Source organism: Planctobacterium sp. AWH2_060, from assembly GCF_056158425.1.
This window is the reverse complement of record NZ_JBSWTG010000001.1, coordinates 2,582,644-2,608,144: the sequence shown is the minus strand read 5'-3', so window position 1 is coordinate 2,608,144 and position 25,501 is coordinate 2,582,644. Positions and strand designations below refer to the sequence as shown.

Annotated in this window: 19 protein-coding genes, 2 tRNA genes and 3 rRNA genes; 18 read left to right on the top strand and 6 right to left on the bottom strand. The window is 45.1% G+C overall.

Annotation, left to right across the window (positions count from 1 at the left end):
* The first annotated feature begins 80 nt into the window (after positions 1 to 80).
* The 8 genes from ACXAD8_RS11150 to ACXAD8_RS11115 all read left to right on the top strand — a co-directional run bounded on the left by ACXAD8_RS11150 (position 81) and on the right by ACXAD8_RS11115 (position 7,625).
* Entirely contained in the window at positions 81 to 356 is a 276-nt protein-coding gene (locus ACXAD8_RS11150; protein WP_475228434.1) for a hypothetical protein, read from the top strand.
* Between the two features lie 554 nt (positions 357 to 910).
* Positions 911 to 1,573 carry a phage shock protein PspA gene (pspA, locus tag ACXAD8_RS11145; protein WP_475228431.1) on the top strand — a complete coding sequence of 221 codons (663 nt, stop codon included), beginning with the start codon at positions 911 to 913 and terminating at the stop codon, positions 1,571 to 1,573.
* Positions 1,574 to 1,594: 21 nt separating this feature from the next.
* A complete protein-coding gene (locus tag ACXAD8_RS11140; RefSeq protein ID WP_475228428.1) occupies positions 1,595 to 1,795 on the top strand; it encodes a PspC domain-containing protein in 201 nt (66 codons plus the stop codon).
* A gap of 19 nt (positions 1,796 to 1,814) precedes the next feature.
* Positions 1,815 to 2,141, top strand: coding sequence for a hypothetical protein (locus ACXAD8_RS11135; protein WP_475228426.1), 327 nt, complete (start codon positions 1,815 to 1,817; stop codon positions 2,139 to 2,141).
* A 53-nt stretch (positions 2,142 to 2,194) separates the two neighbouring features.
* Positions 2,195 to 3,166, top strand: coding sequence for a DUF2333 family protein (locus ACXAD8_RS11130; protein ID WP_475228424.1), 972 nt, complete (start codon positions 2,195 to 2,197; stop codon positions 3,164 to 3,166).
* Positions 3,167 to 3,347: 181 nt separating this feature from the next.
* Positions 3,348 to 5,168 (top strand): assimilatory sulfite reductase (NADPH) flavoprotein subunit, encoded by a 1,821-nt coding sequence (locus ACXAD8_RS11125; RefSeq protein WP_475228422.1) that lies wholly within the window; start codon positions 3,348 to 3,350, stop codon positions 5,166 to 5,168.
* Positions 5,168 to 6,868 (top strand): assimilatory sulfite reductase (NADPH) hemoprotein subunit, encoded by a 1,701-nt coding sequence (gene cysI, locus ACXAD8_RS11120; protein WP_475228420.1) that lies wholly within the window; start codon positions 5,168 to 5,170, stop codon positions 6,866 to 6,868. The genes ACXAD8_RS11125 and cysI overlap by 1 nt, the downstream gene beginning before the upstream one ends.
* Entirely contained in the window at positions 6,861 to 7,625 is a 765-nt protein-coding gene (locus ACXAD8_RS11115) for a phosphoadenylyl-sulfate reductase (RefSeq protein WP_475228418.1), read from the top strand. Before cysI ends, ACXAD8_RS11115 begins: the two co-directional genes overlap by 8 nt.
* Positions 7,626 to 7,720: 95 nt before the next feature.
* On the opposite strand, the gene ACXAD8_RS11110 is transcribed toward ACXAD8_RS11115, so the two are convergent.
* On the bottom strand, positions 7,721 to 8,629 hold the full coding sequence (locus ACXAD8_RS11110; protein ID WP_475228415.1) for a TIGR03899 family protein: 909 nt from the start codon (positions 8,627 to 8,629) through the stop codon (positions 7,721 to 7,723).
* Positions 8,630 to 8,930: 301 nt separating this feature from the next.
* On the opposite strand from ACXAD8_RS11110, the gene ACXAD8_RS11105 reads away from it, so the two are divergent.
* Complete coding sequence (locus ACXAD8_RS11105; protein WP_475228413.1) at positions 8,931 to 11,165, top strand: bifunctional diguanylate cyclase/phosphodiesterase; 2,235 nt, start codon at positions 8,931 to 8,933, stop codon at positions 11,163 to 11,165.
* A gap of 2 nt (positions 11,166 to 11,167) precedes the next feature.
* Here ACXAD8_RS11105 and ACXAD8_RS11100 read toward each other — a convergent pair whose 3' ends face one another.
* Entirely contained in the window at positions 11,168 to 11,734 is a 567-nt protein-coding gene (locus ACXAD8_RS11100; RefSeq protein ID WP_475232941.1) for a uracil-DNA glycosylase family protein, read from the bottom strand.
* A gap of 88 nt (positions 11,735 to 11,822) precedes the next feature.
* Here ACXAD8_RS11100 and ACXAD8_RS11095 point away from each other — a divergent pair, with 88 nt between their 5' ends.
* Positions 11,823 to 12,170 carry a hypothetical protein gene (locus ACXAD8_RS11095; protein ID WP_475228411.1) on the top strand — a complete coding sequence of 116 codons (348 nt, stop codon included), beginning with the start codon at positions 11,823 to 11,825 and terminating at the stop codon, positions 12,168 to 12,170.
* On the opposite strand, the gene sthA is transcribed toward ACXAD8_RS11095, so the two are convergent.
* On the bottom strand, positions 12,150 to 13,586 hold the full coding sequence (sthA, locus tag ACXAD8_RS11090) for a Si-specific NAD(P)(+) transhydrogenase (RefSeq protein WP_475228409.1): 1,437 nt from the start codon (positions 13,584 to 13,586) through the stop codon (positions 12,150 to 12,152). The two genes, ACXAD8_RS11095 and sthA, sit on opposite strands and share 21 nt — an antisense overlap.
* A gap of 75 nt (positions 13,587 to 13,661) precedes the next feature.
* Entirely contained in the window at positions 13,662 to 14,795 is a 1,134-nt protein-coding gene (locus ACXAD8_RS11085; protein ID WP_475228408.1) for an acyl-CoA desaturase, read from the bottom strand.
* Positions 14,796 to 14,890: 95 nt separating this feature from the next.
* Here ACXAD8_RS11085 and fabR point away from each other — a divergent pair, with 95 nt between their 5' ends.
* Complete coding sequence (fabR, locus tag ACXAD8_RS11080) at positions 14,891 to 15,502, top strand: HTH-type transcriptional repressor FabR (RefSeq protein ID WP_475228406.1); 612 nt, start codon at positions 14,891 to 14,893, stop codon at positions 15,500 to 15,502.
* Between the two features lie 33 nt (positions 15,503 to 15,535).
* Here the strand turns inward: fabR and trmA are convergent, their stop codons facing one another.
* Positions 15,536 to 16,636 (bottom strand): tRNA (uridine(54)-C5)-methyltransferase TrmA, encoded by a 1,101-nt coding sequence (trmA, locus tag ACXAD8_RS11075; RefSeq protein WP_475228403.1) that lies wholly within the window; start codon positions 16,634 to 16,636, stop codon positions 15,536 to 15,538.
* Positions 16,637 to 16,856: 220 nt separating this feature from the next.
* On the opposite strand from trmA, the gene ACXAD8_RS11070 reads away from it, so the two are divergent.
* Positions 16,857 to 18,134, top strand: a complete 1,278-nt coding sequence (locus tag ACXAD8_RS11070) for a DUF5610 domain-containing protein (protein WP_475228401.1) — start codon at positions 16,857 to 16,859, stop codon at positions 18,132 to 18,134.
* A gap of 53 nt (positions 18,135 to 18,187) precedes the next feature.
* On the opposite strand, the gene ACXAD8_RS11065 is transcribed toward ACXAD8_RS11070, so the two are convergent.
* Positions 18,188 to 18,640: an RNA recognition motif domain-containing protein gene (locus ACXAD8_RS11065; RefSeq protein ID WP_475228398.1), complete on the bottom strand. Its 453-nt coding sequence runs from the start codon at positions 18,638 to 18,640 to the stop codon at positions 18,188 to 18,190.
* 655 nt (positions 18,641 to 19,295) lie between these two features.
* Here ACXAD8_RS11065 and ACXAD8_RS11060 point away from each other — a divergent pair.
* From ACXAD8_RS11060 to ACXAD8_RS11035, 6 genes are all read left to right on the top strand, one after another.
* Positions 19,296 to 20,827: ribosomal RNA gene (locus ACXAD8_RS11060) — 16S ribosomal RNA — on the top strand.
* A gap of 217 nt (positions 20,828 to 21,044) precedes the next feature.
* Positions 21,045 to 21,121: transfer RNA gene (locus ACXAD8_RS11055), tRNA-Ile, on the top strand.
* Between the two features lie 233 nt (positions 21,122 to 21,354).
* Positions 21,355 to 21,430: transfer RNA gene (locus tag ACXAD8_RS11050), tRNA-Ala, on the top strand.
* A 310-nt stretch (positions 21,431 to 21,740) separates the two neighbouring features.
* Positions 21,741 to 24,611 (top strand): 23S ribosomal RNA (locus ACXAD8_RS11045).
* 147 nt (positions 24,612 to 24,758) lie between these two features.
* Positions 24,759 to 24,874 (top strand): 5S ribosomal RNA (gene rrf / locus ACXAD8_RS11040).
* The 16S, 23S and 5S rRNA genes sit together here with 2 tRNA genes alongside, the layout of an rRNA operon.
* A 309-nt stretch (positions 24,875 to 25,183) precedes the next feature.
* Positions 25,184 to 25,477: a hypothetical protein gene (locus tag ACXAD8_RS11035; protein WP_475228396.1), complete on the top strand. Its 294-nt coding sequence runs from the start codon at positions 25,184 to 25,186 to the stop codon at positions 25,475 to 25,477.
* Positions 25,478 to 25,501 lie beyond the last annotated feature (24 nt).

Genomic DNA, 25,501 nt, shown 5'->3' with positions numbered 1-25,501 from the left:
GTATCGCTAAAACCTTTTCATCGCAAGGCGCGACATATTGGGTAAATCAGGTTCGGTTCTTAATTTCAGGAGTTAGGGTCATGTTAAATAAAGTTAAAGCGGTTTTGGTGTTGGGTACAAGTCTTATGGTGTCTGGTATGGCTATGGCCGGTGAGGTATCTTTAAACGATGTCACAGATTATTACGTCTATGAAGCCACTGCCACTACTAGCTACGAAGTGCAAAATGAGGTTTACAGCGATATTTTAAACACCACTCACAAAGTGCAGTTGGAAGATATCGGTGTTGAAACGCGAGTGTTGATTACTGACAACCACTCAAATGTAAATGAAGTCATGACAGAAGCGGCAGAGTAAGGCTGGATGGTTATGGTTTCTTCAGTGAGTTTACTCGCCATTCTAATGGCACCGGTTTTGACCTTTGGCCTGAGTGCTTTTCTGGTTAGCATGTTACATAACATGCGGCCCGAAAAGCGCCAGGGACATTTTTAAAGAGAATATCGTTTTCGGATATTCTCTTTTTTTGCGCTAATCATTTTTCCCAAGTTATTTCTCTTTTCCGGCATACCTGCCCATCATTCTGTAAATTAATCTTTCTGTTTTCTTCCGCGTTGGCTTTATCTGACTCAGATAAATTTAATCTGTCACTTTCCGGTTTTCTTCAGCCCAAATGCAGGCAATTTAGACGATGAATTATTATGTTGGCGAATTTAACTTAAATTTGAGCAATATTGCCAATATTTTGTTTTAGCAAATTTAGTATAGTTGCCGATTTTAAATGGCTTTATAAAAAAACGTTAAAAAACATATAGATAAAAGATTTTCAAACCTGGCACATGGATTGTAAATACATCTCTAAGATACGAAACAAACCGTGTTGAATAACAAGTTAATAAGCAAGGAGACCTATCATGGGTGTATTTTCAAGAATGTCTGACATCTTACAAGCCAACATCAACTCTGCTTTGGATAAGGCTGAAGATCCGGAGAAGTTGTTATCTTTAATCATCTCTGAGATGGAAGAGAATCTGGTGGAGATCAGAGCGATTGCTGCCAAACATCTTGCAGAGCAAAAAACCATTCAGCGCAAATTGCGCAATCTAACTAAGACCGCCGATGACTGGCAAGCCAAAGCCCAAAAGGCCATTGAGAGCGACAGAGAAGATTTGGCCAGAGCGGCTTTAGTTGAAAAGCAAAAAGTCGAAGCGGAAATCGAACATATCAGCGTTGCCAACAATCAGGTAACAGAAAACCTGGAGAAAATTCAGGAAGACTGTGCACGTCTGGTGGCAAAGTTGGCGGAAGCCAAGGCGAAAAGAAAGTCCATGCAGACCCGTTTTGAGCACGCTAAAACCCGCCTGGAAGTTAAAAAGCAAGTTGAAACCTACAACGTTGACCATGTGTTGCATCGCTTTGAAAGCTACGAAAGCAAAATTGATGAGCTTGAAGCCAAAGTAGACGCCTATGAGTTTACTTCGCAATCTGGCAGTTCGTTACACGCCGAGTTCGCACAACTGGAATCAAACGACAAGGTTGAGGCTGAACTGGAAGCATTGAAAAAGAAAGTAGCTTAATCCCGTTAGTGGAGAAACATCATGAAAAATTATTATGAATCAAATCGTATTTATAAGAGCAGTATTAATAAGAAAGTGATGGGTGTGTGCGCAGGTGTCGCACACCATTACGGCGTCGAGGCCTGGATGGTGCGGTTAGCAACAATATTGGCATTCCTGGCATTTCCCGCTCCCATTTTAATTGCTTACATCGTTGCAACCTTATTATTGCCCAGCCGTTAAGCTGGGCTGCGGAGGAACCATGAAAACCATAGTGATCGCAATTCTGTTATTAATGGGGATTTTTTATGTTTGTGGAGAACTATCGGAGCATTGGTTCGTATTTCATCTCGATGGTGTGAACTTTGTTGACCCCCTGGTAAACGCCATTGTATTTTGCTCCGTTGCCGGCGTGTTAATATTACTGGGCTTTCTGTTGGCAGTGAGTCTGATCGGGGCATTGATTTTAGGCTTAGGCGCGGCATTATTCGGTGTCTTTTTTATCGGACTAAGCTTGTTTTGGCCGGTGTTATTTGTTGTATTAATTATCTATTTAGTTGCAGGGGGAGGTAAACAAGCGGCATCATAGTCGTTAGTGAAATTAACTCCCTGTAAGTAAATGGTGAGCCGGAGATTAAAAGTATGGATAAAACACTAGATCGTCGTTGGATAATTGCCTCAATTTCCACCCTGTTATTGATTATCGTCATTTTGGTTTTTTATTGGAGCAACGAGCCTGACACCTTTGATGTCAGACAATCCCCTAATGCTTCATCAGTAACCGGAGCTACCCTTACAGCAACCTTAGTCCAGGTAGGAAGCACTTTATTGGACAAGCCCGGTGGTTATCTGTCTAACGATGTTATTCCACCTTCAGTGTTTATGGATGACATGCCTTCCTGGGAATTCGGCGCTCTGGAGATGGTCCGGGATCTTGCACTGGCGATGCGCAAAGACTTTAGCCGCTCTCAATCGCAATCCATTGAAAACCCAGCATTGGCAAAAGCGCAACCAGCGCTTAACACTAGTCATCGTGACTGGATATTACCTTCCGCTGAATCAAAATATCGCGAAGGCTTTACCGCGATTAATGAATATTTACTGGACCTGCAAGATCCCACTCAGGGGGATGCGCAGTTTTATGCCCGTGCCGACAATTTAAGTGAATGGCTTAAAAATGTTGAAAAACGCCTGGGTAGTTTATCCCAACGGTTAAGTGCCAGTGTCGGACAGGAGCGTGTGAATACCGATTTGGCAGGTGATCCAAACGCCAGACAGTCAACGCCATCTGCCGGTCGGTTGCAGGTGAAAACCAGTTGGTGGTTACTGGATAACAATTTTTATGAGGCACGTGGCGCGAGCTGGGCGTTGTTACATTTCTTAAAGGCGGTAGAGGTGGACTTTGCCGATGTGTTAGAAAAGAAAAATGCCACAGTCAGTTTGCAACAGATTATTCGCGAGCTTGAAGCTACCCAGCAAACTATATGGAGTCCCATGATCCTGAATGGTAGTGGTTTTGGAGTGTTAGCGAACCACTCTCTGGTTATGGCAAACTATATCTCCAGAGCAAACGCTGCTATTATCGACCTGTCTGAGTTGCTATCCAGAGGTTAGCTTCTATTCATGAGCGCAAACTTTTGTCTCAATTAATAATTTTTGCGCTCTTATGAATTTCCCTAATTTCTTTCAAATATCTTTAATCCTTTTGGTTATTAAAAATCATCTTTAATTCTTTCAAGTTATGAATAAGTAGCGCTAACCTAGTACTGTGTTTCATTAGGTTTGTATATTTATTATGGCTACATCAGGAAATTCGGCGTATTCGCCGGTTGCATTATTAAACGAGAACGAATGGCAGCAACTCAATGCTGCAGCCTCAGGTTTGGACGCGTCACAGTTATTGTGGGCAAGCGGCTATTTAGCCGGTTTGGCTCAGGCAGGTCAGATTAACGCGGCTCCACAAACACAATCCAGCGTTGCAGCTGATAAGAGTGTCACCATTTTATACGGCTCTCAAACCGGTAATGCCAAAGGTATCGCTGAGCAATATTACAACAAGCTCAAAGCTGATGGATTAAGCGCTAAGTTGCTTAATATGGCTGATTACAAACCTAAAAATATCAAAAATGAATCCCACGTGGTTATTGTTGTCAGTACTCACGGTGAGGGTGATGCCCCTGATGATGCAGTGCAATTACACGAATTTTTAGGTAGCAAAAAAGCGCCTAAGTTAGACGGCCTGAAGTACACAGTACTGGGGTTGGGTGACAGCAGCTATGAATTCTTCTGCCAAACGGCAAAAGACTTCGATGAGCGTTTAGCGAAATTGGGTGCTACCGCGTTAGTCGCAAGAGTAGATTGCGATGTTGACTTTGAAACTGACGCTGACGTGTGGAGTAATCAGGTTACCACTAAGTTGCAGGAGGATTTTAAGTCTGCTGCCGTTGTGCCCATGCCTGGACTGCAGTTAGCTGCCGGTAACAATGCCCAGCAAACCGCGCAAGAATACACCAAGAAAAACCCATTTCCGGCAGAGCTAGTGGAAAGCATTAAAATCACTGGCCGTGATTCTGTCAAAGATATTCGTCATATCGAAATTTCTCTTGAAGATTCCGGGATTCAGTATCAGCCGGGTGACGCCCTCGGGGTTTGGTTTTTAAATGACGCAGCTTTGGTAGCTGATATTTTAAATACCCTGGGTATCGATGCCGATACAGAAGTATCAATCAAAGATGAAACTTTAACGGTGCAGTTGGCATTGCAAGAAAAACTTGAATTAACACAAAGCTATCCCGGATTTGTACAGAAGTACGCCGAGTTTAGTGGTGACTCAAACGTTGCCGAATTGCTGGCTGATAAAGCTCAGTTACGCGAGTATCTTGTTGATCGACAAATAGTTGATATCGTTAAAGAATTCCCTGCCAGTATTACTGCTCAACAACTAGTTGATGCGTTAAGACCACTGATGCCCAGATTATATTCTATCGCCAGTAGCCAGGCAGAGGTAGAAGATGAAGTGCATCTGACAGTGGCTTTGGTGGAGTATGAGAAGTTTGGTTTTACTCATCAGGGCGGCGCTTCAGGGTATTTGGGGACGCGCCTGGAAGAAGGACAGCAGGTTAAGGTTTATGTTGAGAAAAACGCTAACTTCCGCTTACCGACTGATCCTAACACACCAGTAATTATGGTTGGTCCGGGTACAGGTATTGCACCTTTCAGAGCCTTTATGCAAGAGCGTGAAGCCCAGCAAGCAGAAGGTAAAAACTGGTTGTTCTTTGGCAACCCTCATTTTACTCAGGATTTTCTCTATCAGGTGGAGTGGCAACGGTTTTTGAGTGAAGGCACTCTGGACAAGATTACGCTGGCGTTCTCCCGTGACCAGGCTGAAAAAGTCTATGTTCAGCATCGTTTATTGGAAAATGGCAAGGAGGTCTGGCAGTGGTTGGAAGAAGGCGCCCATTTTTACGTGTGTGGCGATGCCACTCACATGGCCAAAGACGTCAATGATGCCTTGTTAAGCATTATCGCTGAACACGGTGGCAAATCAGCAGAAGACGCTGAGCAATATCTGAATGACCTGCGCAGAGCAAAACGTTACCAGAAGGACGTATATTAATGAGTATCGGAAATAATCACGGAAAACCATCACCTAACGAACGCATGAAAGGTGATAGTAACTTTTTGCGGGGCACCATTGCCGAAGATCTGAAAAATGATGTTACTGGCGGTTTTGGGCCTGATAATTTTCAGTTAATTCGCTTTCATGGCATGTATCAGCAGGACGATCGCGATATCCGTGCCGAGCGCGCTAAGCAAAAGCTGGAGCCATTACACAATGTTATGTTACGTGCCAGATTACCTGGCGGTATTATCAATCCGGAACAGTGGTTAGTCATAGATAAATTCGCTGATGATTATTCCTTGTATGGCAGTATCCGTCTCACTACCAGACAGACATTTCAGTTTCACGGTGTACTGAAGCCCAACATTAAGCTGATGCACCAGACGCTGAATAAAGTGGGTATTGATTCCATCGCCACTGCCGGAGATGTAAACAGAAATGTGCTGTGTACTTCTAATCCTTATCAATCGGAATTACATCAGGAAGCCTATGACTGGGCTAAGAAGATCAGTGAGCACTTACTACCTAAAACTCGGGCTTATGCGGAGATCTGGTTAGATGGTGAGAAGCTGGAAACCACAGACGAAGAACCTATTTTAGGCGAAAAGTATCTGCCCAGAAAATTCAAAACGACGGTGGCGATCCCTCCGCAAAATGATGTTGATGTGCATGCCAATGATTTGAGTTTCATCGCTATTGCCGAAGATGGCAAGCTGGTGGGCTTTAATGTCTTAGTGGGCGGCGGTCTGGCTATGACTCACGGCGATACTGAAACCTACCCACGTAAAGCGGATAATTTCGGTTACATCGCAAAAGAAGATACCTTGAAAATTGCTGAAGCTGTGGTTACCACTCAACGTGATTGGGGTAATCGCAGCAATCGTAAAAATGCCAAAACCAAATACACATTAGAAGCCGTTGGCGTCGATGTATTCAAAGCGGAAGTAGAACGTCGCGCAGGTGTCAGCTTTGCTGAACCTAAGCCCTTTGAATTCACTGCTCGTGGCGATCGTATCGGTTGGGTTGAAGGCATAGATGGTAAGCATCACCTGACTGTATTTATCGAAAATGGTCGTATTCTGGATTTTGATAACGCAACGCTAAAAACCGGTTGCGCTGAGATTGCAAAGATCCACAAGGGAGATTTTCGTATCACGGCTAATCAAAACCTGATTATCGCGGGTGTAGCCAGTGAGGATAAGGCTGCTATAGAACAACTAGCACGTCAGCATGGGTTAATAAAAGACGACGTATCTGCGCAACAGAAAGCTTCAATGGCTTGTGTGTCGTTACCGACTTGCCCATTGGCGATGGCGGAAGCTGAGCGCTACCTGCCAGAAGCGGTGGATCGCTTAGAAGCAATATTAACTAAACACGGTATCGCAGAAGAAGAGATTATCTTCCGAATTACCGGCTGCCCGAATGGCTGTGGTCGTGCCATGTTGGCGGAAATCGGTCTGGTGGGCAAAGGGCCTGGCAAATACAACCTGCATTTAGGTGGTGATTATACCGGTACCCGTATTCCCCGTATGTACAAAGAAAACATTTCAGAAGATGAAATATTTGCAGACTTAGACGAATTGGTAGGCCGTTGGGCCGCTGAGCGAAATCCTGATGAACGCTTTGGCGATTTCCTCATTCGGGCCGACATTATAAAACCAGTTATTGATTCAGCGAGAGATTTTTATGATTAATGCTGCACTCAACCCTGTAACAGAGCTTCCTGGCACTAAACTTAACCCTGCAGATGTTTCTTCAGAACAGTTGCAGGAGCTTAACGCTATGCTGGAGAAAGCGACGGCACAGGAGAGAATCGCCTGGGCGTTGGCAAACTTGCCCCATAATTTTATGGTGTCATCAAGTTTTGGTATCCAGGCTGCAGTGATGTTGAAGCTGGTGACGGAGCAAATGCCAGATATCCCAGTGGTTTTCACCGATACTGGGTATCTGTTTCCGGAAACCTATCAGTTTGCCGATGAACTGACCGAGCGTTTGAATCTGAATTTAAAAACTTATCGCGCCAGTTTATCACCGGCCTGGCAGGAAGCGCGTTTTGGTAAGTTGTGGGAAAAAGGCGAGGAAGGATTAGCCAAGTACAATCACATGAACAAAGTAGCTCCTATGCGTAAAGCGCAGGAGGAATTGCAGGTTCAAAGCTGGTTTGCTGGGCTTCGCCGCACTCAGTCCGATCAACGCAATACGCTATCGGTACTGCAAGTGGTCGATGGTAAATTTAAGTTTTATCCAATTCTGGACTGGACCAATAAAGACGTGCATTACTTTCTGGAAGAGCACAATTTACCTTACCACCCTTTGTGGGAACAGGGTTACGTATCAGTAGGTGATTGGCACACCACCAGACCGCTTGAAGCCGGAATGAGTGAACAGGATACCCGTTTCTTCGGCTTAAAAAGAGAGTGCGGATTGCATGAATTTGGGGATGGAATCTAACGCAATTTGGCTGGGAGCTATTGATCTGTTCTCAGCCAAACACTTACCTCGTTAATGAAAAAGAGTCTCCTTACTTACTCCTTCTGAGGAAGAGCTTAAACCACCTCAAAGTCGGTCGATAAAAAGCCTTTCAGCTTCTCCACATAGTTTTGATTAACGTCACTGAATACCAGTTTACTCAACTCCGCACCAGTAGGCGTAAATTTGTAATAATTCAAAAACAGACTGCTGCGCTTTGGTGACAGATGAATAACCGTATTGCCAATGCGCCACTCGGACCGTGAATGCGTGGATAATTCGCCCGATTCTATCTCAGAATTATATATAAGCCCGGCATCCATTAAAGACAGTATATCGGGATACGCTAAGCCAAATTCCGCTAAGTTTAACTGATGATTTTTGTGCAATTTAAGAAAGCGCATAAATGAGGGTTTCTGATAATAGCCATACAGGATTTTAGGACTGTATTCCCCTTTTTTGCGCGATGCCATGCTGACCGCTGCCTGAAACATTTTGGCGTCACGTTGCGTCAGTTCCTTCAGTGTGCGTAAGGTTCTGATGGAAAAAGTGCCCGGTGTGCTTACTTCAACCGCAAATATCTTGCCCCAAATTTCTTGCATGGTGGCTGAATAAATATCTTCAGCCATATTCACGAAGCTAAAAAACCAGTCAGGATCTATACTCTCGGCGGTTTCCGAGTCTGGACAGAATTCCAATGCTTTATCCATGACGTTTTCCAGATTCTGCAGTTTTCGCTGCTCTGAGATAACTCTGCGTCGTTCCGTTTTTTTATGAATATCGCGTTCAAATCCATCGCTTTTTTTGCCACTAACTCCTGCCTGAGCGAACCAATTACTGATACGGGATGTAACGGGCTGCGCAAGCTTTGGATCTTTCTCAGTTGAGGAACTAACCTCATTTGCCTCTTTGGAAACGGAGGCGTTTTTTTTTATTGTTGATGCCGGTGTCTGTGTGCCACTGGAAACACTTCTGATGTCCGTCATAATTTTTACATACGATTTGTTAGATGGCGTTTTCGCTGTGGGGCGTTCTCATTTCTGCTTCAATATCGGGCAGATTGGAATTTTGTACCGCTTATCTTTGTCAAATGCAATGAATCCTTATGATAAAGCTATGAAATCATCAATTTCAGCTGCGATAGATGTTTCTCTTTTTTCAAGTTTAGGCTAAGGTAAGTTCATTAAGATCTAAAAAGCAGAGTTCTGCTTGTGCTCTTGTTAGTTTTGTTTACAAGAGCACTGAAGATAATCAGGCTTACTATAATAATATTTAGTGAAGAATTAGATGTGTCCTACTGATTACGAGAATGATGAGTTAATCTTCCTGGATGAAGAAGAAGCTGAAAATGAAGCATCGACAGGAGTGTCAGGAGTATGGCACGTGCTGGTGGTGGATGATGACGAAGAGATTCATTCGGTAACACGCTTAGCCTTGTCCGACCTGGTGCTTAATGGAAAGGGGTTGTGTTTCCATCATGCTTATTCCGGTGAAGAAGCGTTAAAGTTTTTAAGCGAAAGAGGCAATGAAATCGCTGTGCTGCTTCTGGATGTAGTGATGGAGTCAGATGACTCTGGATTGCAGGTAGCCAGAAAGATGCGGGAAGAGATGCATCTCGAAGAGCCGCGGATTATTTTAAGAACCGGGCAGCCCGGCTATGCGCCAGAAGAAAGTGTCATTAAAGAATATGACATAAACGACTATAAAACTAAAACTGAATTGACCCGTAGCAAGCTGGTCACTACCATCATTGCATCCTTGCGTTCCTATCAACAGATTCTCACCATCAATCAGAGCCGTAAAGGGCTGGAAAAAATCATTGGTTCTGCAGCAAACCTACTTGAAGAGCATTCGGTTAAAGGTTTCTGCGAGGGCGTAGTTGAACAAATCAGCTCACTGATTGGTCTGGAAGCTGGGGGCGTGTTGTGTGCCCGCGCTGGCTCTGTGCTGGATAAAGATGAAGACGGTGTTTATGTTCTTGGGGCGGCCGGTGATTTCGCCACCTTTATCAACGAGCGCTTAGAGAGCATTCACAATGACAAAATTGTGATGCATGTAACCCAGTGCTTGCAAAACAAAAATCACATCTTCGGAGACGATTTTTCTGTCCTTTACATGGATAGTTCTGGCTACGAAGCTGCAGTGTTTATTCAGGCAGGACGTGAAATCAGTGACGTGGATAAGCAGTTGCTGGAAGTGTTTTTATCCAGTGTCTCGGTAGGCTATGAAAACGTCAATTTGTTTCATCAGTTGCGCAATGCTGCATTCAGAGATTATCTGACCAAGTTACCTAATCGCAATGAGTTCATCAACATGCTGGATGAACTGAATCGCATGGACAATGACTTCGATGCCGAAGTTATTGCCTTAATCGACATCAGCCACTTCTCCGATATTAATGATGGGCTAGGACAGGAAGTGGGTAATAACCTACTGATCGCGGTTGCTGACAGACTGATTGAGCGTTTTGGTGATACCTGCATGATGGCCAGAATCGGTGCCGATGTGTTTGGTCTGATTGGTAACAGCACTAATGTGACGCCAAAAACCATCGACGCGACTTTCTCTACGCCATTTAAGGCCGGTGATCATACATTACCAGTAAATATTACCATTGGATTAACCCGGCTATTGGAGTCTGCCAGCGGTATTAACCTACTCAAGCAAACCAATATTGCACTTAATCGCGCCAAGAAAAATATCACCACGAACTACGAATGTTACGCCCCTGAGATGGAAGAAAAGACCACCTGGCGACTAGGTATGATTCGTCAGTTGCGTGCAGATTTTGCCGAGCGTAAGTTACAGGTTTGGTTCCAGCCTCAAATAGACCTAAAAACCGAAAAAGTCGTGGGGATGGAAGCGTTATTGCGCTGGCCTTCCAGAGAAGGAGGCTATGTATCTCCTGCGGTTTTTGTGCCTCTGGCAGAGTATTCCGGATTAATTATCGAGATTGGCGAGTGGGTATTACTCGAATCCTGTGAAAAGTTAAAAGAGTTGGAGACTCTGGGGTATAAAGATTTGCGGGTAGCCGTGAATATCTCAATGCCGCAGTTTCGCGACCCTAAATTTGTACCATTAATCAAAAGCACTTTAGATAGATTGGATATTCAACCCAGAAACCTGGAGTTGGAGATTACCGAAAGCCTGGTAATGGATGATCCTCAGATAGTGGTAGAGTCATTAAAGGATTTGAAAAGCAATGGCATACAAATCGCCATTGATGACTTCGGCACCGGTTTTTCTTCTATGAGTTATTTGCAGCAGTTACCATTGGATAGGCTCAAAGTGGATCGAGCGTTTGTTAAAGAAGTAGAGCCAGGCAAGCAAGCCTTTATCGCAGAAACTATTGTAACCCTGGGTCAAAAACTGGGGCTTAAAACCATTGCTGAAGGCGTAGAAAAAAGAGAGCAGGCAAAGTACATGCTGGACCTGGGTTGTGATGAAGCGCAGGGCTATTTGTTTGCTAAACCCATGCCTTATGATGAACTTATTGAGTTCTTATCCAAATACAATCCTTAGCACTAACTGAGAATTGAACTTACAATACGCTGATATTCAGGTAAAACCTCTGCTTCAAACCAGGGGTTTTTCTTTAACCAGATATTATTGCGAGGTGAAGGATGCGGTAATGGCAGGGTATTGTCCCCATAATCCCGCCAGTTTATGCAGCGCTCTGTCAATGAACGACTATCCTTCAGGTAATAGTTTTGTGCATAACTGCCAACTAATAATCGTGGTACCTGGTTGGAAAAAGACGAAAGTAAAAGGGGATGCCATTTTGGTGCGCACTCTTTTCTCGGAGGTAAATCTCCACTTTTTCCTTTCCCGGGAAAACAGAATCCCATTGGTACTAAAGCGATAAATTTTTCGTTGTAAAACAAATTGTTAGATATCCCCAACCAGTCCCTCAAACGCTCTCCAGACTTGTCATTCCAGGGCGCGCCTGTGTCGTGAGCTTGTTTGCCGGGGGCCTGTCCGATGACAATTAATTTCGCCTCGGCATCGAACTGAAATATCGGTTTAGGCGGATAAGGAAGGTCAGCCTGACACAGGTTACATTCACTTATGCTCTGTTTTAAGATAATCATATGAAAAAAGAATATAATCAAAAACGGTTACATTAATAATGTGTTATGGTAGTCTTATAGTCAGATTGGCACTTATCCGGAGGTAAAGATGCGCAAATCCATGCTTATTGTAGCATTAAGTTTCGTTAGTACATTGTCATTTGCCGAGACTGAGCCGAACAAAAACAATCTGTTTAAATGTGTTGAATCTAAAGAATTAACTCTTAATGCAGATTGCTTGTCTCAGACAATTGAAAGCAATGTCCAGTTTAAAGATTTTCAGATGAGTTTTCATTCTGAAATGGGAGAGCTGGGCGGCAACGCAATGGCTACCATGCAGTTCTATCCAGAATTAATGGAGATCCATATCATCGCCCATGACGATGATAAAGCCAGCGGTGCTCTGGTGCAGCAGACAGAGCAGACCGAAAAACCATTAGGTGAAAAGTCGGTTTAATCCGTTTATCGCAGCTACCCGATAGGCTTCAGCCATTGTGGGGTAGTTAAAGGTAGTGTTAACAAAGTATTCGATATTGTTGGCACTACCTCCCTGCTGCATAATTGCTTGTCCAATGTGCACAATTTCCGAAGCTCTCTCTCCAAAGCAGTGTATTCCTAACACTTCTTTTGTTTCCCTGTGAAAGATAATTTTTAAACCACCAACCAGACTGTGAGCTATCTGTGCTCTGGCCAAATGTTTAAACTGCGCTCTGCCCACCTCATAGGGGACTTTTTGTGCAGTAAGCTCTTGTTCTGTTTTTCCTACTGATGATATTTCGGGGATCGTATAGATGCCGGTCGGAATGTCTTCCACCAATGTCAGGTGACTCTCACCTTTTAACATGGCCTCACCAGCAAATCGGCCCTGATTGTAGGCAGCAGACGCCAGGCTTGGATACCCGATAACATCGCCCACTGCATAGATATTATCAATCTCGGTTTTATAGTTTGCATCAACACTGAGCTGCCCTCTGCCATCAGCTTTCAGTCCCACAGCTTCAAGATTTAGCATGTCGGTGTTACCCGTTCTGCCATTGGCGAACAAGAGACAATCCGCTTTCATCTTTTTACCCGATTGCAAATGTAAAACTACGCCGTCTTCTCTGCCTTCAATCGCTTCGTATTGTTCATTGTGGCGAATCACTATTCCGCTGTTCCACAGGTGGTAACTGATGGCATCAGAGATTTCTGCATCCAGAAATGACAATAACCGTTCCCGCATATTCACTAGATCCACTTTGACATTCATGCCCCGGAAAATACTGGCGTACTCGGTACCAATAACCCCCGCACCATAAATAATGATGCTGTTGGGATCGTGGTTTAAAGAAAGAATAGTGTCGCTGTTATAGATTCGTGGGTGATTGAAGTCGACATCCTCAGGGGTGTAAGGGCGCGAACCTGTTGCAATAGCAAACTGCTCTGCGGTCAGTGTTTCAACAGAGCCATCGTCGTGATTTATTTTAATTGTGTGTTGATCGATAAAGGACGCTTCGCCATGCAATACAGTTACCCGATTGCGTTCGTAAAAGCCTCTGCGCAATTGAGTTTGTTTGCGTATCACAGAAGTGGCATGACTGAGAATTTGTTCAAAAGTCAGGTGATGAGCTTTTTCACTGTCATTGTATAAGGGGTTACTGTTGAATTCGATCAAACGACTAACGGAGTGCCTGAGCGCTTTAGATGGAATGGTACCCCAGTGAGTGCAGCCGCCGCCCACCATTTCGTGTTTTTCGATTACTGCCACTTTTTTACCCGCTTTGGCGAGTTGCATTGCGACACCTTCGCCGCCCGGGCCTGTCCCTATGACTATGGCATCAAATTGATATTTGGGTTTGGTGGGTACTCTCTTACGACTTGCTCGCTTAGCCATTTTTGTCTCCAATTCAAGCGCTTATCAACAATCATAGCTAAGGATGGGCCGTTTGTGCAACGGCCCGCAGGGGAATCAGGCATACTGAAGTGGCATTCGGCTTAGATCCAGCCATTTATTTTTTTGCACTTCTAATGATGCTTTTAGTTCTTTGTACTTATAGCGAATCTCCAGGCCTTCATAAGACTGAATTAACGCTTGTTTTTTCAGGTCCATAAAAGTTTTACGAGCCTGATAGAATTCCGTCATTTTCAGCATTAGTGCGTCGTACTCAGCTTGCAACTTGCCCAATATTTCATCTTTGTTAGGAGGAGACAAACTCAGCGTTTTTTGCGTTGCATAGCGCAATTGCATTGCAAGTCGGGCTTTTTCAATGCGCTCTTCCGGACAGCGTCTCAGGTTATAGGTTAATTTAAACCAGGATAAGCCTTTGATTAACCATTTGGTGGGATCAAACTGCCACCAACGAATGCCATTGCGGTAATCATATTCGAAAATATGGTGAAAATTATGGTAGCCCTCACCAAAGGTAAAAAAGGCTAAAATATCATTGTCTTTGGCGGTGTTTTGGTCCGTGTAAGGTTGTCTTCCCCAAAGGTGTGCTAACGAGTTAATGAAGAATGTAACATGGTGAACAACCACCAACCGTAGCACACCTGCCAGCAGCAACATGCCTAACACATCCCCATTTAACCAGCCTAAAAATGCCGGAATACCAATGTTGGCAGCCAGGGAAATCTTGCCATAGTTATTGTGTTGCCACATGACTACTTTGTCTTTTTGCAGATCTCGACAATTGGCATAATCTTCAAAAGGGTTGGTTTTATAGTCCCTTAACATCCATCCAAGATGAGAGAACCAAAAGCCTTTTTTGGCTGAGTAGGGATCCTTTTCATTGTCATCTACGTGTCTGTGGTGGATGCGGTGATCTGAACACCAATGCAAAATACTGCGCTGAACCGCCATTGCTCCGAAGATAGCATAAAATACTTTAACAAGGGTGTGAGCCTCGTAAGCTTTGTGAGACCAAAGGCGGTGATAACCCGCGGTAATGGACATGCCTGACATCCAGATTAAAGCGATACAGGCAGTCACCTCTTTCCAGTCAAAACTGTTAAAATACGCCTCAACAGGCACTACAAAAATTGCCACAGAAGCGGTAATGATAAAAAATAATACGTTTACGAGAATCAGAGGTGGTTTAGTCATATTCAAATTTAAGCTTACAAGTGTTCGCTAATTTTAGTGTCTTCAATTAATATTGGCAACCTGAACATTACACCTTTCTAACCTGAGGAAGTCGTTTGAATCGCAAGGAACAAAAACTAAAAACTCGCAGGGCAATAATTGATGCTGCGTTTTCTATTATGGATGAGCAACGAGGACTTTCCAGTATCAGTTTGCGGGAGGTAGCGCGCAAGGCGGGAATTGCCCCGACATCATTCTATCGACATTTTACCGATATCGACGAGTTAGGCTTGACTCTGGTTGATGAGGCTGGCTTGGCGTTAAGGCAATTAATGCGTCAGGCGCGAATTCGCATCGAGTCCGGAGGAAGTGTCATTCAGACCTCTGTCGCCACCTTCATGGAATATGTTTCGGCAAACAGCAATGTATTTAGACTCTTGTTGCGCGAACATACCGGCACGTCTCAGGCATTTCGGGCGGCAGTGCAAAGAGAAATTGCCCATTTTGTTGAAGAGTTAACGGATTATACCGTCGCTACTACAAAAATGAGTCGCGAAATGTCGGGATTGCAGGCAGAAGCTATGGTACGTATCGTGTTCAGCGCTGGTGCGGACGCTATCGATGCCAGTGCTGAACAGAAATTATATTTAGCAAAAAGAGTGGAAAAGCAACTGCGCTTTATCGCTATCGGGGCATTGCGTTTTGCCCGCTCAGATCACAGTGAATAGTTAAAACACCATTAAATAGCGCACATTTGTACGCTATTTTCTTTTCAATATAACCCCAGACTCTATGTGATGGGTATAGGGAAACTGGTCAAACAGAGCCAGTTTCACAACGTCATGGCTGTTGCTTAGGGTTTTGACATTGTCAATGAGGGTATCCGGGTTGCAGGATATGTAAATGATTTCTTCATAAGCACGAATCAACTCAAGTGTATCATTATCGATCCCGGCCCGCGGAGGGTCCACCAATATGGTGGAAATTTCCAGGTTCTCCAGCCCCGCGCCTTCAAGACGTTTTTTGCTTTCCCCGGTATGATAATACTGAGTGAATTCCTCACTGGACATGCGCGCAATAAAAACATTATCCACCTGATTTAGCTTTATATTGTGATTTGCTGCGGCCACCGAAGTCCTGGATATTTCAGTACCGACTACCTTTCGAAAATTTTGCGCCAAAGGTATGGAGAAGTTGCCAGCCCCGCAATAGAATTCCAAAAGATCACCGTCTTTTTTATCGCGGGTGTTTTCGATACACCACTCAATCATGGATTGATTTACGTAGGGGTTGGGCTGGGTAAAGCTGTTTTCTACATGCATAAACTGATATTCGCGATCGAATACCTTTAAAGACTCAGTTATGAAATCCTGGTCTTTTATCAGTTTTTGCTTTTTGGCTCGACCAACGAAATTAACCTTATGTGTTGTTGCGATTGTTTGTTTTAACTTCGCTATTTCGGTTTCCCAGGTTTCATCTAACTGGCGGTGATACAACAATGAAATGACTGTTTCTCCGCTCAAACCACTCAAATAGTCGATTTGAAAAAGCCTATGTCTGAGTATGCTGTTGCCCCGGATGTGGCTGAGCAGCAATGTCATCAGCTCATTAATGGTTTCTATCGCCACCGGAAACTGATCGACTCGATACTTTTCCTTAGTATCCTGGTTGAACATTATGTGGAATAGATCATCGCCTTCATGCCAAACGCGAAACTCTGCTCTGGAACGGTAGTGCTGCAATGGTGAGGCGAAAACTGCCAGTTCTCCGTTGAAATAAGGATTAAACAGCTCTGCCAGCCTGCTTTGCTTTTCAGCAAGTTGTGACTGATAGATATCGGGATCACTGGGTATATGTTGCATAGAAAGTTGTCGCCGGAAATTTATTAATGAAAATCAAATAGCCGCGCATACTACCATATTTTTACCCTGAACACCTCTATACCCAAATCACCTCAAGATGCTAGCTCTGAAACAGTATCTTGAGGTGGTTTGGGTATACAGGTGCCTTTCTTTTAATTAGCGACTAAAATCTATGCAGGGTAAGCCGATAACAAGGATGAGGTTAAATGAGGATAGTGTCATGAACTTAGGTGATATCAAATCCACTGGTTCTGAAAAGACCGCAGTGGAAAATAAAAAGGTAACGCCTGATAAGCCAGCTATAGCGGGAGAAAATCAGGCTCTAAAGGAATTGGCGGCCGAGCAGGTTTCATTGAGTAGTAATGCCAAGTCCGTGGCTGCTGCGCGTATCTTGCAGACCAGCTTTGATCAATCAGTGGTTTTTTCAGGACAGCAGGAATTGCTGGCTGGATTAAAACCAAAGTCGCAGAATAAGCCCTTTGATTTTGAAGAAGTAGCCGAAAATGTATTGAACTTTATCGGCGGGGCGCTGAAATTGGCGAAACAAAATGGCGCTGATGATGAGAAGCTAGAAGAGATGTTCCAACAGGCTCGCAAAGGAGTGGAAAAAGGTATCTCTCAGGCTCGCAAAGATTTATCTGCATTCATGAATGAAGAGCTGGACGAAGGGATCTCTAATAGCCTCAAAGCCATAACTAAAGGTTTGGATGAATTACGCGAGGAGTATTTTGGGAAGGAAGAGACCGATGCTGTTAGTGCGCAGCAAAGTGTAAAGGCTGAACAACAGGATAGCAGTGAGTTAACTTTAACTACGCGTGATGGCGATGAAGTTCAGATTTCCTTTGAAACTATTCAACGCTTCCAGGCGCAACAAGAAGTTTTTGTCAAACAACAAGCTGAAAAGCGAGATGGCGAAGACGTTGAATCAGGACAACTCACCGTTGCTGCTCAACAATCCTATGAATTTATTCAGGCTGAACGTTTTAGTTTCTCTGTAAAAGGCGAGCTGAGCGCCGAAGAGATGGAAGATATCGCGGCTTTTGTCGAACAGACATCTGGCCTTGTGGATGAGTTCTTTAATGGGGATATTCAAAAGGCATTTAATCAGGCCAGTGAAATTGGCTTAGAGGACTCTCAGATTGCCGGGTTTGCACTAGAATTGTCACGCACTGAAAAGATCGAAACAGTGCAGCGTTATGAGCAGGTGTCAAATTACAAAGACGAAGATAATCAGTCTGCTAAGCCTGCGATTAAGACAATCTCAGAGTACCTGGACAATTTACTGGATTCGCTAGACACCAATGATCGGTTATTCGGTCAACGCAATACATTCGATGAATTGGTCAATGGACTCATCAGTGAAGTTGAAAATATTAAAACGCCGGAATTACTGGAGGCCTTTAATCGTTTTCAGGAGTTCAATCAGCGGTTGTTAAGCGGCTTGCCAGGCAGTGAGTCTAAAACAGCCCCGGATAGTGAAAATAAAGTTGTAGAATAAAGAAAAGCGCCAAGTGGCGCTTTTCACACATTGTCTAACGACTAACCAACTGGTTATTCTTCTTTTTCGTTGCGGTCTTTGGCAATCCTTACTTTAAGAGTGCGATCCTCAAATTCACTGTCATTGAGCTTGTTAACAACTTTATCTACGTCCCTGGCAGGAATTTCAACGAAGCCGAAACCCTTTCTTTTCCCTGTTTTGCGATCTCTGAGCAGGCGAACCGAATTTACATTGGTAACCTTGTCAAAATAATCTTTCACTGTTTGTTCGTTGACGCGATAAGGCAGATTACCGACGTAAAGCGTTGCAACTTCAGAATCAGTTTCATCATCTTCCTGATCGCCTGTTGAGGCATTTGGCATAAAGGCCAGTATTAATGCTGTAACTACAGCACCTAATAGAAAAGCGATTGGGGAGTTGATGGAAAGCAGATCGAAATCTAATAATAAGTAGCCTGCAACACCGACAATTGCGCCAATTGCCAGGCTTGGTAAGAAAAATGGCATGAGATATCCTTTAACTATAATTATTGTAATGTGTCAGGGTGTTTGACTTTTTAGTGTTAATGTTGTGTAAACATCAAAAACCCATAAACAATAGTAACCAATATCTGACTAAACACAATCCTATGTTTATGTATAGGAAGCAGAAACTCAGAGCGGTGCTTATATATAACAATAGTAGCTGACTTTATTCTGCGTCTTTAATAGTAGTTTTATGAAACTCAGTTTGTGCAGTGGACAGTGTTTTTTGACTGTTTCGGATGCTTATTTGCTCGTTTAGTGTAAAAACTGAGCATTCAAAACAAAATTGTCAATTATTTGAAATAAAGTATTGACGGTGTAAATCATGTCTGTAGAATGCGCGCCTCGCTTGGGGAGACAATCTTTCGAAGCGGCTTCTTAAAGTCTAAAACCGAATTGAGTGAAAACTCTACGGGCCTTTAAGTAAGCGGGCTACAACAAGTTACTTGAAAAAATAAACTCAAATAAAATGTTGACAAGCCAAACGGGAAGTGTAGAATGCGCATCCCGCTTGAGGAGAGACTCAGGCAGCTAACAAAAACAAGTTAGCAACGTTCTTTAACAATCAGCAATAAGACAATCTGTGTGGGCATCGATTGATTTTGATGTCGACCCAAAAAATTTATATTTTCGATTTTAATTGAAGAGTTTGATCATGGCTCAGATTGAACGCTGGCGGCAGGCCTAACACATGCAAGTCGAACGGTAACAGGATAGCTTGCTATCGCTGACGAGTGGCGGACGGGTGAGTAATACTTAGGGATCTGCCCCGGGGTGGGGGACAACCATTGGAAACGATGGCTAATACCGCATAACGTCTACGGACCAAAGAGGGCTTCGGCTCTCGCCCTGGGATGAACCTAAGCGAGATTAGCTTGTTGGTGAGGTAAAGGCTCACCAAGGCGACGATCTCTAGCTGTTCTGAGAGGAAGATCAGCCACACTGGGACTGAGACACGGCCCAGACTCCTACGGGAGGCAGCAGTGGGGAATATTGCACAATGGGGGAAACCCTGATGCAGCCATGCCGCGTGTGTGAAGAAGGCCTTCGGGTTGTAAAGCACTTTCAGTGAGGAGGAAAGGTTGAAGGTTAATACCCTTTAGCTGTGACGTTACTCACAGAAGAAGCACCGGCTAACTCCGTGCCAGCAGCCGCGGTAATACGGAGGGTGCGAGCGTTAATCGGAATTACTGGGCGTAAAGCGCACGCAGGCGGCTATATAAGCCAGATGTGAAAGCCCCGGGCTTAACCTGGGAGAGTCATTTGGAACTGTATAGCTAGAGTTTTGGAGAGGAGAGTGGAATTCCAGGTGTAGCGGTGAAATGCGTAGATATCTGGAGGAACATCAGTGGCGAAGGCGGCTCTCTGGCCAAAAACTGACGCTCATGTGCGAAAGCGTGGGTAGCGAACAGGATTAGATACCCTGGTAGTCCACGCCGTAAACGCTGTCTACTAGCTGTATGCGGATTCATTTCTGTGTGTAGCGAAGCTAACGCGCTAAGTAGACCGCCTGGGGAGTACGGCCGCAAGGTTAAAACTCAAATGAATTGACGGGGGCCCGCACAAGCGGTGGAGCATGTGGTTTAATTCGATGCAACGCGAAGAACCTTACCTACACTTGACATGCAGAGAACTTTCCAGAGATGGATAGGTGCCTTCGGGAACTCTGACACAGGTGCTGCATGGCTGTCGTCAGCTCGTGTCGTGAGATGTTGGGTTAAGTCCCGCAACGAGCGCAACCCTTGTCCTTAGTTGCCAGCATTTGGTTGGGCACTTTAAGGAGACTGCCGGTGACAAACCGGAGGAAGGTGGGGACGACGTCAAGTCATCATGGCCCTTACGTGTAGGGCTACACACGTGCTACAATGGCAGATACAGAGGGATGCGAGACAGTGATGTGGAGCGGAGCCCTTAAAGTCTGTCGTAGTCCGGATTGGAGTCTGCAACTCGACTCCATGAAGTCGGAATCGCTAGTAATCGCAGGTCAGCATACTGCGGTGAATACGTTCCCGGGCCTTGTACACACCGCCCGTCACACCATGGGAGTGGGATGCAAAAGAAGTAGTTAGTCTAACCTTCGGGAGGGCGATTACCACTTTGTGTTTCATGACTGGGGTGAAGTCGTAACAAGGTAACCCTAGGGGAACCTGGGGTTGGATCACCTCCTTACGTAAAGGTGTCGAATTGAATTCAATTCGATGTTCACACAGATTGTTTTATTGTATGTAGGTTGGACTTTAGTCCGACTAAGCCTTAACAGATAGGTTTGCTTTTAAGTTTATCTGTTAAGGTTTTTTTGACCCTCGGGTTGACCTTAATTTGTTCTTTAAAAAAGTAAAGTAAAGAAGACCGAAGAAAGCCTAAGCCGTTGGCTCAGGTGCAATGAAGGCCTGTAGCTCAGCTGGTTAGAGCGCACCCCTGATAAGGGTGAGGTCGGCAGTTCAAGTCTGCCCAGGCCTACCAAAATTCCGTTACTCTTCGTTGTTTGACTCGTCGTTTAGTGGGCTAAACGTCCTCGTCAAACGCCTCGATTAACGAAATTTACATCATCCCATTCTTCGGCGTATTTATTGCCAGTCATTAAGTTTTAGATAAGGCTTTTCGACAAGCGAAGGAGGGCGCATACGTTGTCAGTATGTAACCGACTGAGTGAGGAAGAAAAACGCGATATAAAGCTTAAGGACGAAGCAAGAAATGGGGCTATAGCTCAGCTGGGAGAGCGCCTGATTTGCATTCAGGAGGTCAGCAGTTCGATCCTGCTTAGCTCCACCACTTCTTCTTTACTGTAGGTCGGAATTTATTCCGACGAAGCCTTAACAGATAGGTTTACTTTTAAGTTTATCTGTTAAGGTTTTTTTGACCCTCGGGTCGACCTTAAACTGTTCTTTAACAAACTGGAAAAGCTGATAAATCATCGATATTGATGTGTTGTTTCGATAACGCATGCAATATCAACCAAGTATGTATTTTTAAAATTTAGGGTAAACGATAGCGTTTTACTCTATCTGACATAGGCGAGTTACAGTCAACCAGACGATTTCTGGATTACTAATGGCAACATTGAGTGATACAGGGGTTGTATGATTAAGTGACTAAGCGTATACGGTGGATGCCTTGGCAGTCAGAGGCGATGAAGGACGTGTAAATCTGCGAAAAGCGTAGGTAAGGTGATAAAACCCGTTATAACCTACGATGTCCGAATGGGGAAACCCGGCCTTAGGGTCATCTGTAACTGAATTCATAGGTTGCAGAAGCAAACGAGGGGAACTGAAACATCTAAGTACCCTCAGGAAAAGAAATCAATTGAGATTGCCTTAGTAGCGGCGAGCGAACGGGTAACAGCCGATGATTTATGTTGTAGTGGAATCTTCTGGGAAGTTGAGCGATACAGGGTGATAGCCCCGTACACGAAGCAACATAAAGCACATATTAAGTAGGACGGGACACGTGTTATCTTGTCTGAAGATGGGGGGACCATCCTCCAAGGCTAAATACTCCTGACTGACCGATAGTGAACCAGTACCGTGAGGGAAAGGCGAAAAGAACCCCGGCGAGGGGAGTGAAACAGAACCTGAAACTGTATACGTACAAGCAGTGGGAGCAGACTTGTTCTGTGACTGCGTACCTTTTGTATAATGGGTCAGCGACTTATATTTTGTAGCGAGGTTAACCGAATAGGGGAGCCGTAGCGAAAGCGAGTCTTAACTGGGCGCTTAGTTGCAAGGTATAGACCCGAAACCCGGTGATCTAGCCATGGGCAGGTTGAAGGTTGAGTAACATCAACTGGAGGACCGAACCCACTAACGTTGAAAAGTTAGGGGATGACCTGTGGCTGGGGGTGAAAGGCCAATCAAACCGGGAGATAGCTGGTTCTCCCCGAAAGCTATTTAGGTAGCGCCTCGGACGAATACCATTGGGGGTAGAGCACTGTTTGGGCTAGGGGGTCATCCCGACTTACCAACCCCATGCAAACTCCGAATACCAATGAGTACTATCCGGGAGACACACGGCGGGTGCTAACGTCCGTCGTGGAGAGGGAAACAACCCAGACCGCCAGCTAAGGTCCCCAAATATTGCTAAGTGGGAAACGATGTGGGAAGGCTAAGACAGCTAGGAGGTTGGCTTAGAAGCAGCCACCCTTTAAAGAAAGCGTAATAGCTCACTAGTCGAGTCGGCCTGCGCGGAAGATGTAACGGGGCTAAGCAATATACCGAAGCTGCGGCAGCACGTAAGTGCTGGGTAGGGGAGCGTTGTGTAAGTGGATGAAGGTGAATCGAGAGGTTTGCTGGACATATCACAAGTGCGAATGCTGACATGAGTAACGATAATGGGGGTGAAAAACCCCCACGCCGGAAGACCAAGGTTTCCTGTCCCATGCTAATCAGGGCAGGGTAAGTCGGCCCCTAAGGCGAGGCAGAAATGCGTAGTCGATGGGAAACGGGTTAATATTCCCGTACTTTTATATACAGTGATGGGGTGACGGAGAAGGCTAAACTGGCATGGCGTTGGTTGTCCATGTGAAAGTGTGTAGGCTGAGAGTTCAGGTAAATCCGGACTCTTAAGGCTGAGACACGAGACGAGTGACTACGGTCGCGAAGCAGTTGATGCCCGGCTTCCAGGAAAAACCTCTAAACGTATGTATATAAGAACCGTACCCCAAACCGACACAGGTGGTCAGGTAGAGAATACTAAGGCGCTTGAGAGAACTCGGGTGAAGGAACTCGGCAAAATAGTACCGTAACTTCGGGAGAAGGTACGCCTCTGATTGTGATAAGACTTGCTCTTTAAGCGATTGGAGGCCGCAGTGACCAGATGGCTGGGACTGTTTATTAAAAACACAGCACTGTGCTAACACGAAAGTGGACGTATACGGTGTGACACCTGCCCGGTGCCGGAAGGTTAATTGATGGGGTTAGCGTAAGCGAAGCTCTTGATCGAAGCCCCGGTAAACGGCGGCCGTAACTATAACGGTCCTAAGGTAGCGAAATTCCTTGTCGGGTAAGTTCCGACCTGCACGAATGGTGTAACCATGGCCATGCTGTCTCCACCCGAGACTCAGTGAAATTGAAATCGCAGTGAAGATGCTGTGTACCCGCACCTAGACGGAAAGACCCCGTGAACCTTTACTACAGCTTGGCACTGAACATTGACCCTACATGTGTAGGATAGGTGGGAGGCTTTGAAGCGTTGTCGCCAGATAGCGTGGAGCCATCCTTGAAATACCACCCTTGTATGTTTGATGTTCTAACCATCACCCGTAATCCGGGTGTGGGACAGTGTCTGGTGGGTAGTTTGACTGGGGCGGTCTCCTCCCAAATAGTAACGGAGGAGCACGAAGGTTAGCTAATCACGGTCGGACATCGTGAGGTTAGTGCAATGGCATAAGCTGGCTTAACTGCGAGACAGACACGTCGAGCAGATACGAAAGTAGGTCATAGTGATCCGGTGGTTCTGAATGGAAGGGCCATCGCTCAACGGATAAAAGGTACTCCGGGGATAACAGGCTGATACCGCCCAAGAGTTCATATCGACGGCGGTGTTTGGCACCTCGATGTCGGCTCATCACATCCTGGGGCTGAAGTCGGTCCCAAGGGTATGGCTGTTCGCCATTTAAAGTGGTACGCGAGCTGGGTTTAGAACGTCGTGAGACAGTTCGGTCCCTATCTGGTGTGGGCGTTGGATGATTGAGGGGAGCTGCTCCTAGTACGAGAGGACCGGAGTGGACGAACCGCTGGTGTTCGGGTTGTGATGCCAATCGCATTGCCCGGTAGCCAAGTTCGGAACGGATAACCGCTGAAAGCATCTAAGCGGGAAGCCGGCCCCAAGATGAGTCATCCCTGACAGTTTAACTGTTCTGAAGGGTTGTTTAAGACTAAGACGTTGATAGGCAGGGTGTGGAAGCGTTGTAAGGCGTTAAGCTAACCTGTACTAATTGCCCGTGAGGCTTAATCATACAACACCCGGTATTATTTGGTGTTGTAGGTTGGACTTAAGTCCGACAAACGATGTAGACGCACTATGTTAAGAGTAGAACGCGCTTACCCAAGCAAGAAAAGAATTCATACGATTTATCACTTTCCAGTTAGTTAAACCGTTTTTGTCTGGCGGCCATAGCGATACGGAACCACCTGAATCCATTCCGAACTCAGCAGTGAAACGTATTAGCGGCGATGGTAGTGTGGGGTCTCCCCATGTGAGAGTAGCACACCGCCAGGCTCCTATTTAGAAAGAAGGCTACCCGTTTGGGTAGCCTTTTTTCGTTTCTGCGGCTTCAAATATCTTCAATCCTGGCGAGTGTGTCGGGTAGCCTCCTTTCTAAATAGCGGTTAGCTGCGCTAATCTACAAGGGCAACCCAACCCATCGGGTATCATGTTGAGTCATGTTTACTGATTAGCGTACGGGGAACAAACGTCCCTGTGAGGGCAGCCAGCCTCGCCATCCATGGCGAGTCGTTCGGCCGGGCGGCGCTTCGCGCCTAAAGATACCGGCCTCACCCCCATGTGACAAATTTGTCAGGAACAAATTTGAACGTGCTTCAGCACGACCCCGAAGGGGTGAGTCTCAGGGATGAGACGAATAAAGTAGGTCGTAATTTATTGCGACAAAGGGACTTATCAACACTTCATGATTCTTCATTTAACTTTCATGCAGTTGTTGCAGTTTCAGGTTATTATTTTGCACAGAAAAAGTTTGTTGCACGTGAGGGAAGCATGTCTGATGAAATTTCAAAAGTACTAAGCGATATGATCAAAATTTTTATTGCTTTAGCACTGTTAGTGATCGCTGTAATTCTTCTTTATAAAGATCCTTTTCTGTAAATAACATCCTTGTTATTTGCAGGC

Coding starts and splice junctions, on each gene's coding strand:
- ACXAD8_RS11150 (WP_475228434.1), top strand. CDS start 81: ATGTTAAATAAAGTTAAAGCGGTTTTGGTGTTGGGTACAAGTCTTATG.
- pspA (WP_475228431.1), top strand. CDS start 911: ATGGGTGTATTTTCAAGAATGTCTGACATCTTACAAGCCAACATCAAC.
- ACXAD8_RS11140 (WP_475228428.1), top strand. CDS start 1,595: ATGAAAAATTATTATGAATCAAATCGTATTTATAAGAGCAGTATTAAT.
- ACXAD8_RS11135 (WP_475228426.1), top strand. CDS start 1,815: ATGAAAACCATAGTGATCGCAATTCTGTTATTAATGGGGATTTTTTAT.
- ACXAD8_RS11130 (WP_475228424.1), top strand. CDS start 2,195: ATGGATAAAACACTAGATCGTCGTTGGATAATTGCCTCAATTTCCACC.
- ACXAD8_RS11125 (WP_475228422.1), top strand. CDS start 3,348: ATGGCTACATCAGGAAATTCGGCGTATTCGCCGGTTGCATTATTAAAC.
- cysI (WP_475228420.1), top strand. CDS start 5,168: ATGAGTATCGGAAATAATCACGGAAAACCATCACCTAACGAACGCATG.
- ACXAD8_RS11115 (WP_475228418.1), top strand. CDS start 6,861: ATGATTAATGCTGCACTCAACCCTGTAACAGAGCTTCCTGGCACTAAA.
- ACXAD8_RS11110 (WP_475228415.1), bottom strand. CDS start 8,629: ATGACGGACATCAGAAGTGTTTCCAGTGGCACACAGACACCGGCATCA.
- ACXAD8_RS11105 (WP_475228413.1), top strand. CDS start 8,931: ATGTGTCCTACTGATTACGAGAATGATGAGTTAATCTTCCTGGATGAA.
- ACXAD8_RS11100 (WP_475232941.1), bottom strand. CDS start 11,734: ATGATTATCTTAAAACAGAGCATAAGTGAATGTAACCTGTGTCAGGCT.
- ACXAD8_RS11095 (WP_475228411.1), top strand. CDS start 11,823: ATGCGCAAATCCATGCTTATTGTAGCATTAAGTTTCGTTAGTACATTG.
- sthA (WP_475228409.1), bottom strand. CDS start 13,586: ATGGCTAAGCGAGCAAGTCGTAAGAGAGTACCCACCAAACCCAAATAT.
- ACXAD8_RS11085 (WP_475228408.1), bottom strand. CDS start 14,795: ATGACTAAACCACCTCTGATTCTCGTAAACGTATTATTTTTTATCATT.
- trmA (WP_475228403.1), bottom strand. CDS start 16,636: ATGCAACATATACCCAGTGATCCCGATATCTATCAGTCACAACTTGCT.
- ACXAD8_RS11070 (WP_475228401.1), top strand. CDS start 16,857: ATGAACTTAGGTGATATCAAATCCACTGGTTCTGAAAAGACCGCAGTG.
- ACXAD8_RS11065 (WP_475228398.1), bottom strand. CDS start 18,640: ATGCCATTTTTCTTACCAAGCCTGGCAATTGGCGCAATTGTCGGTGTT.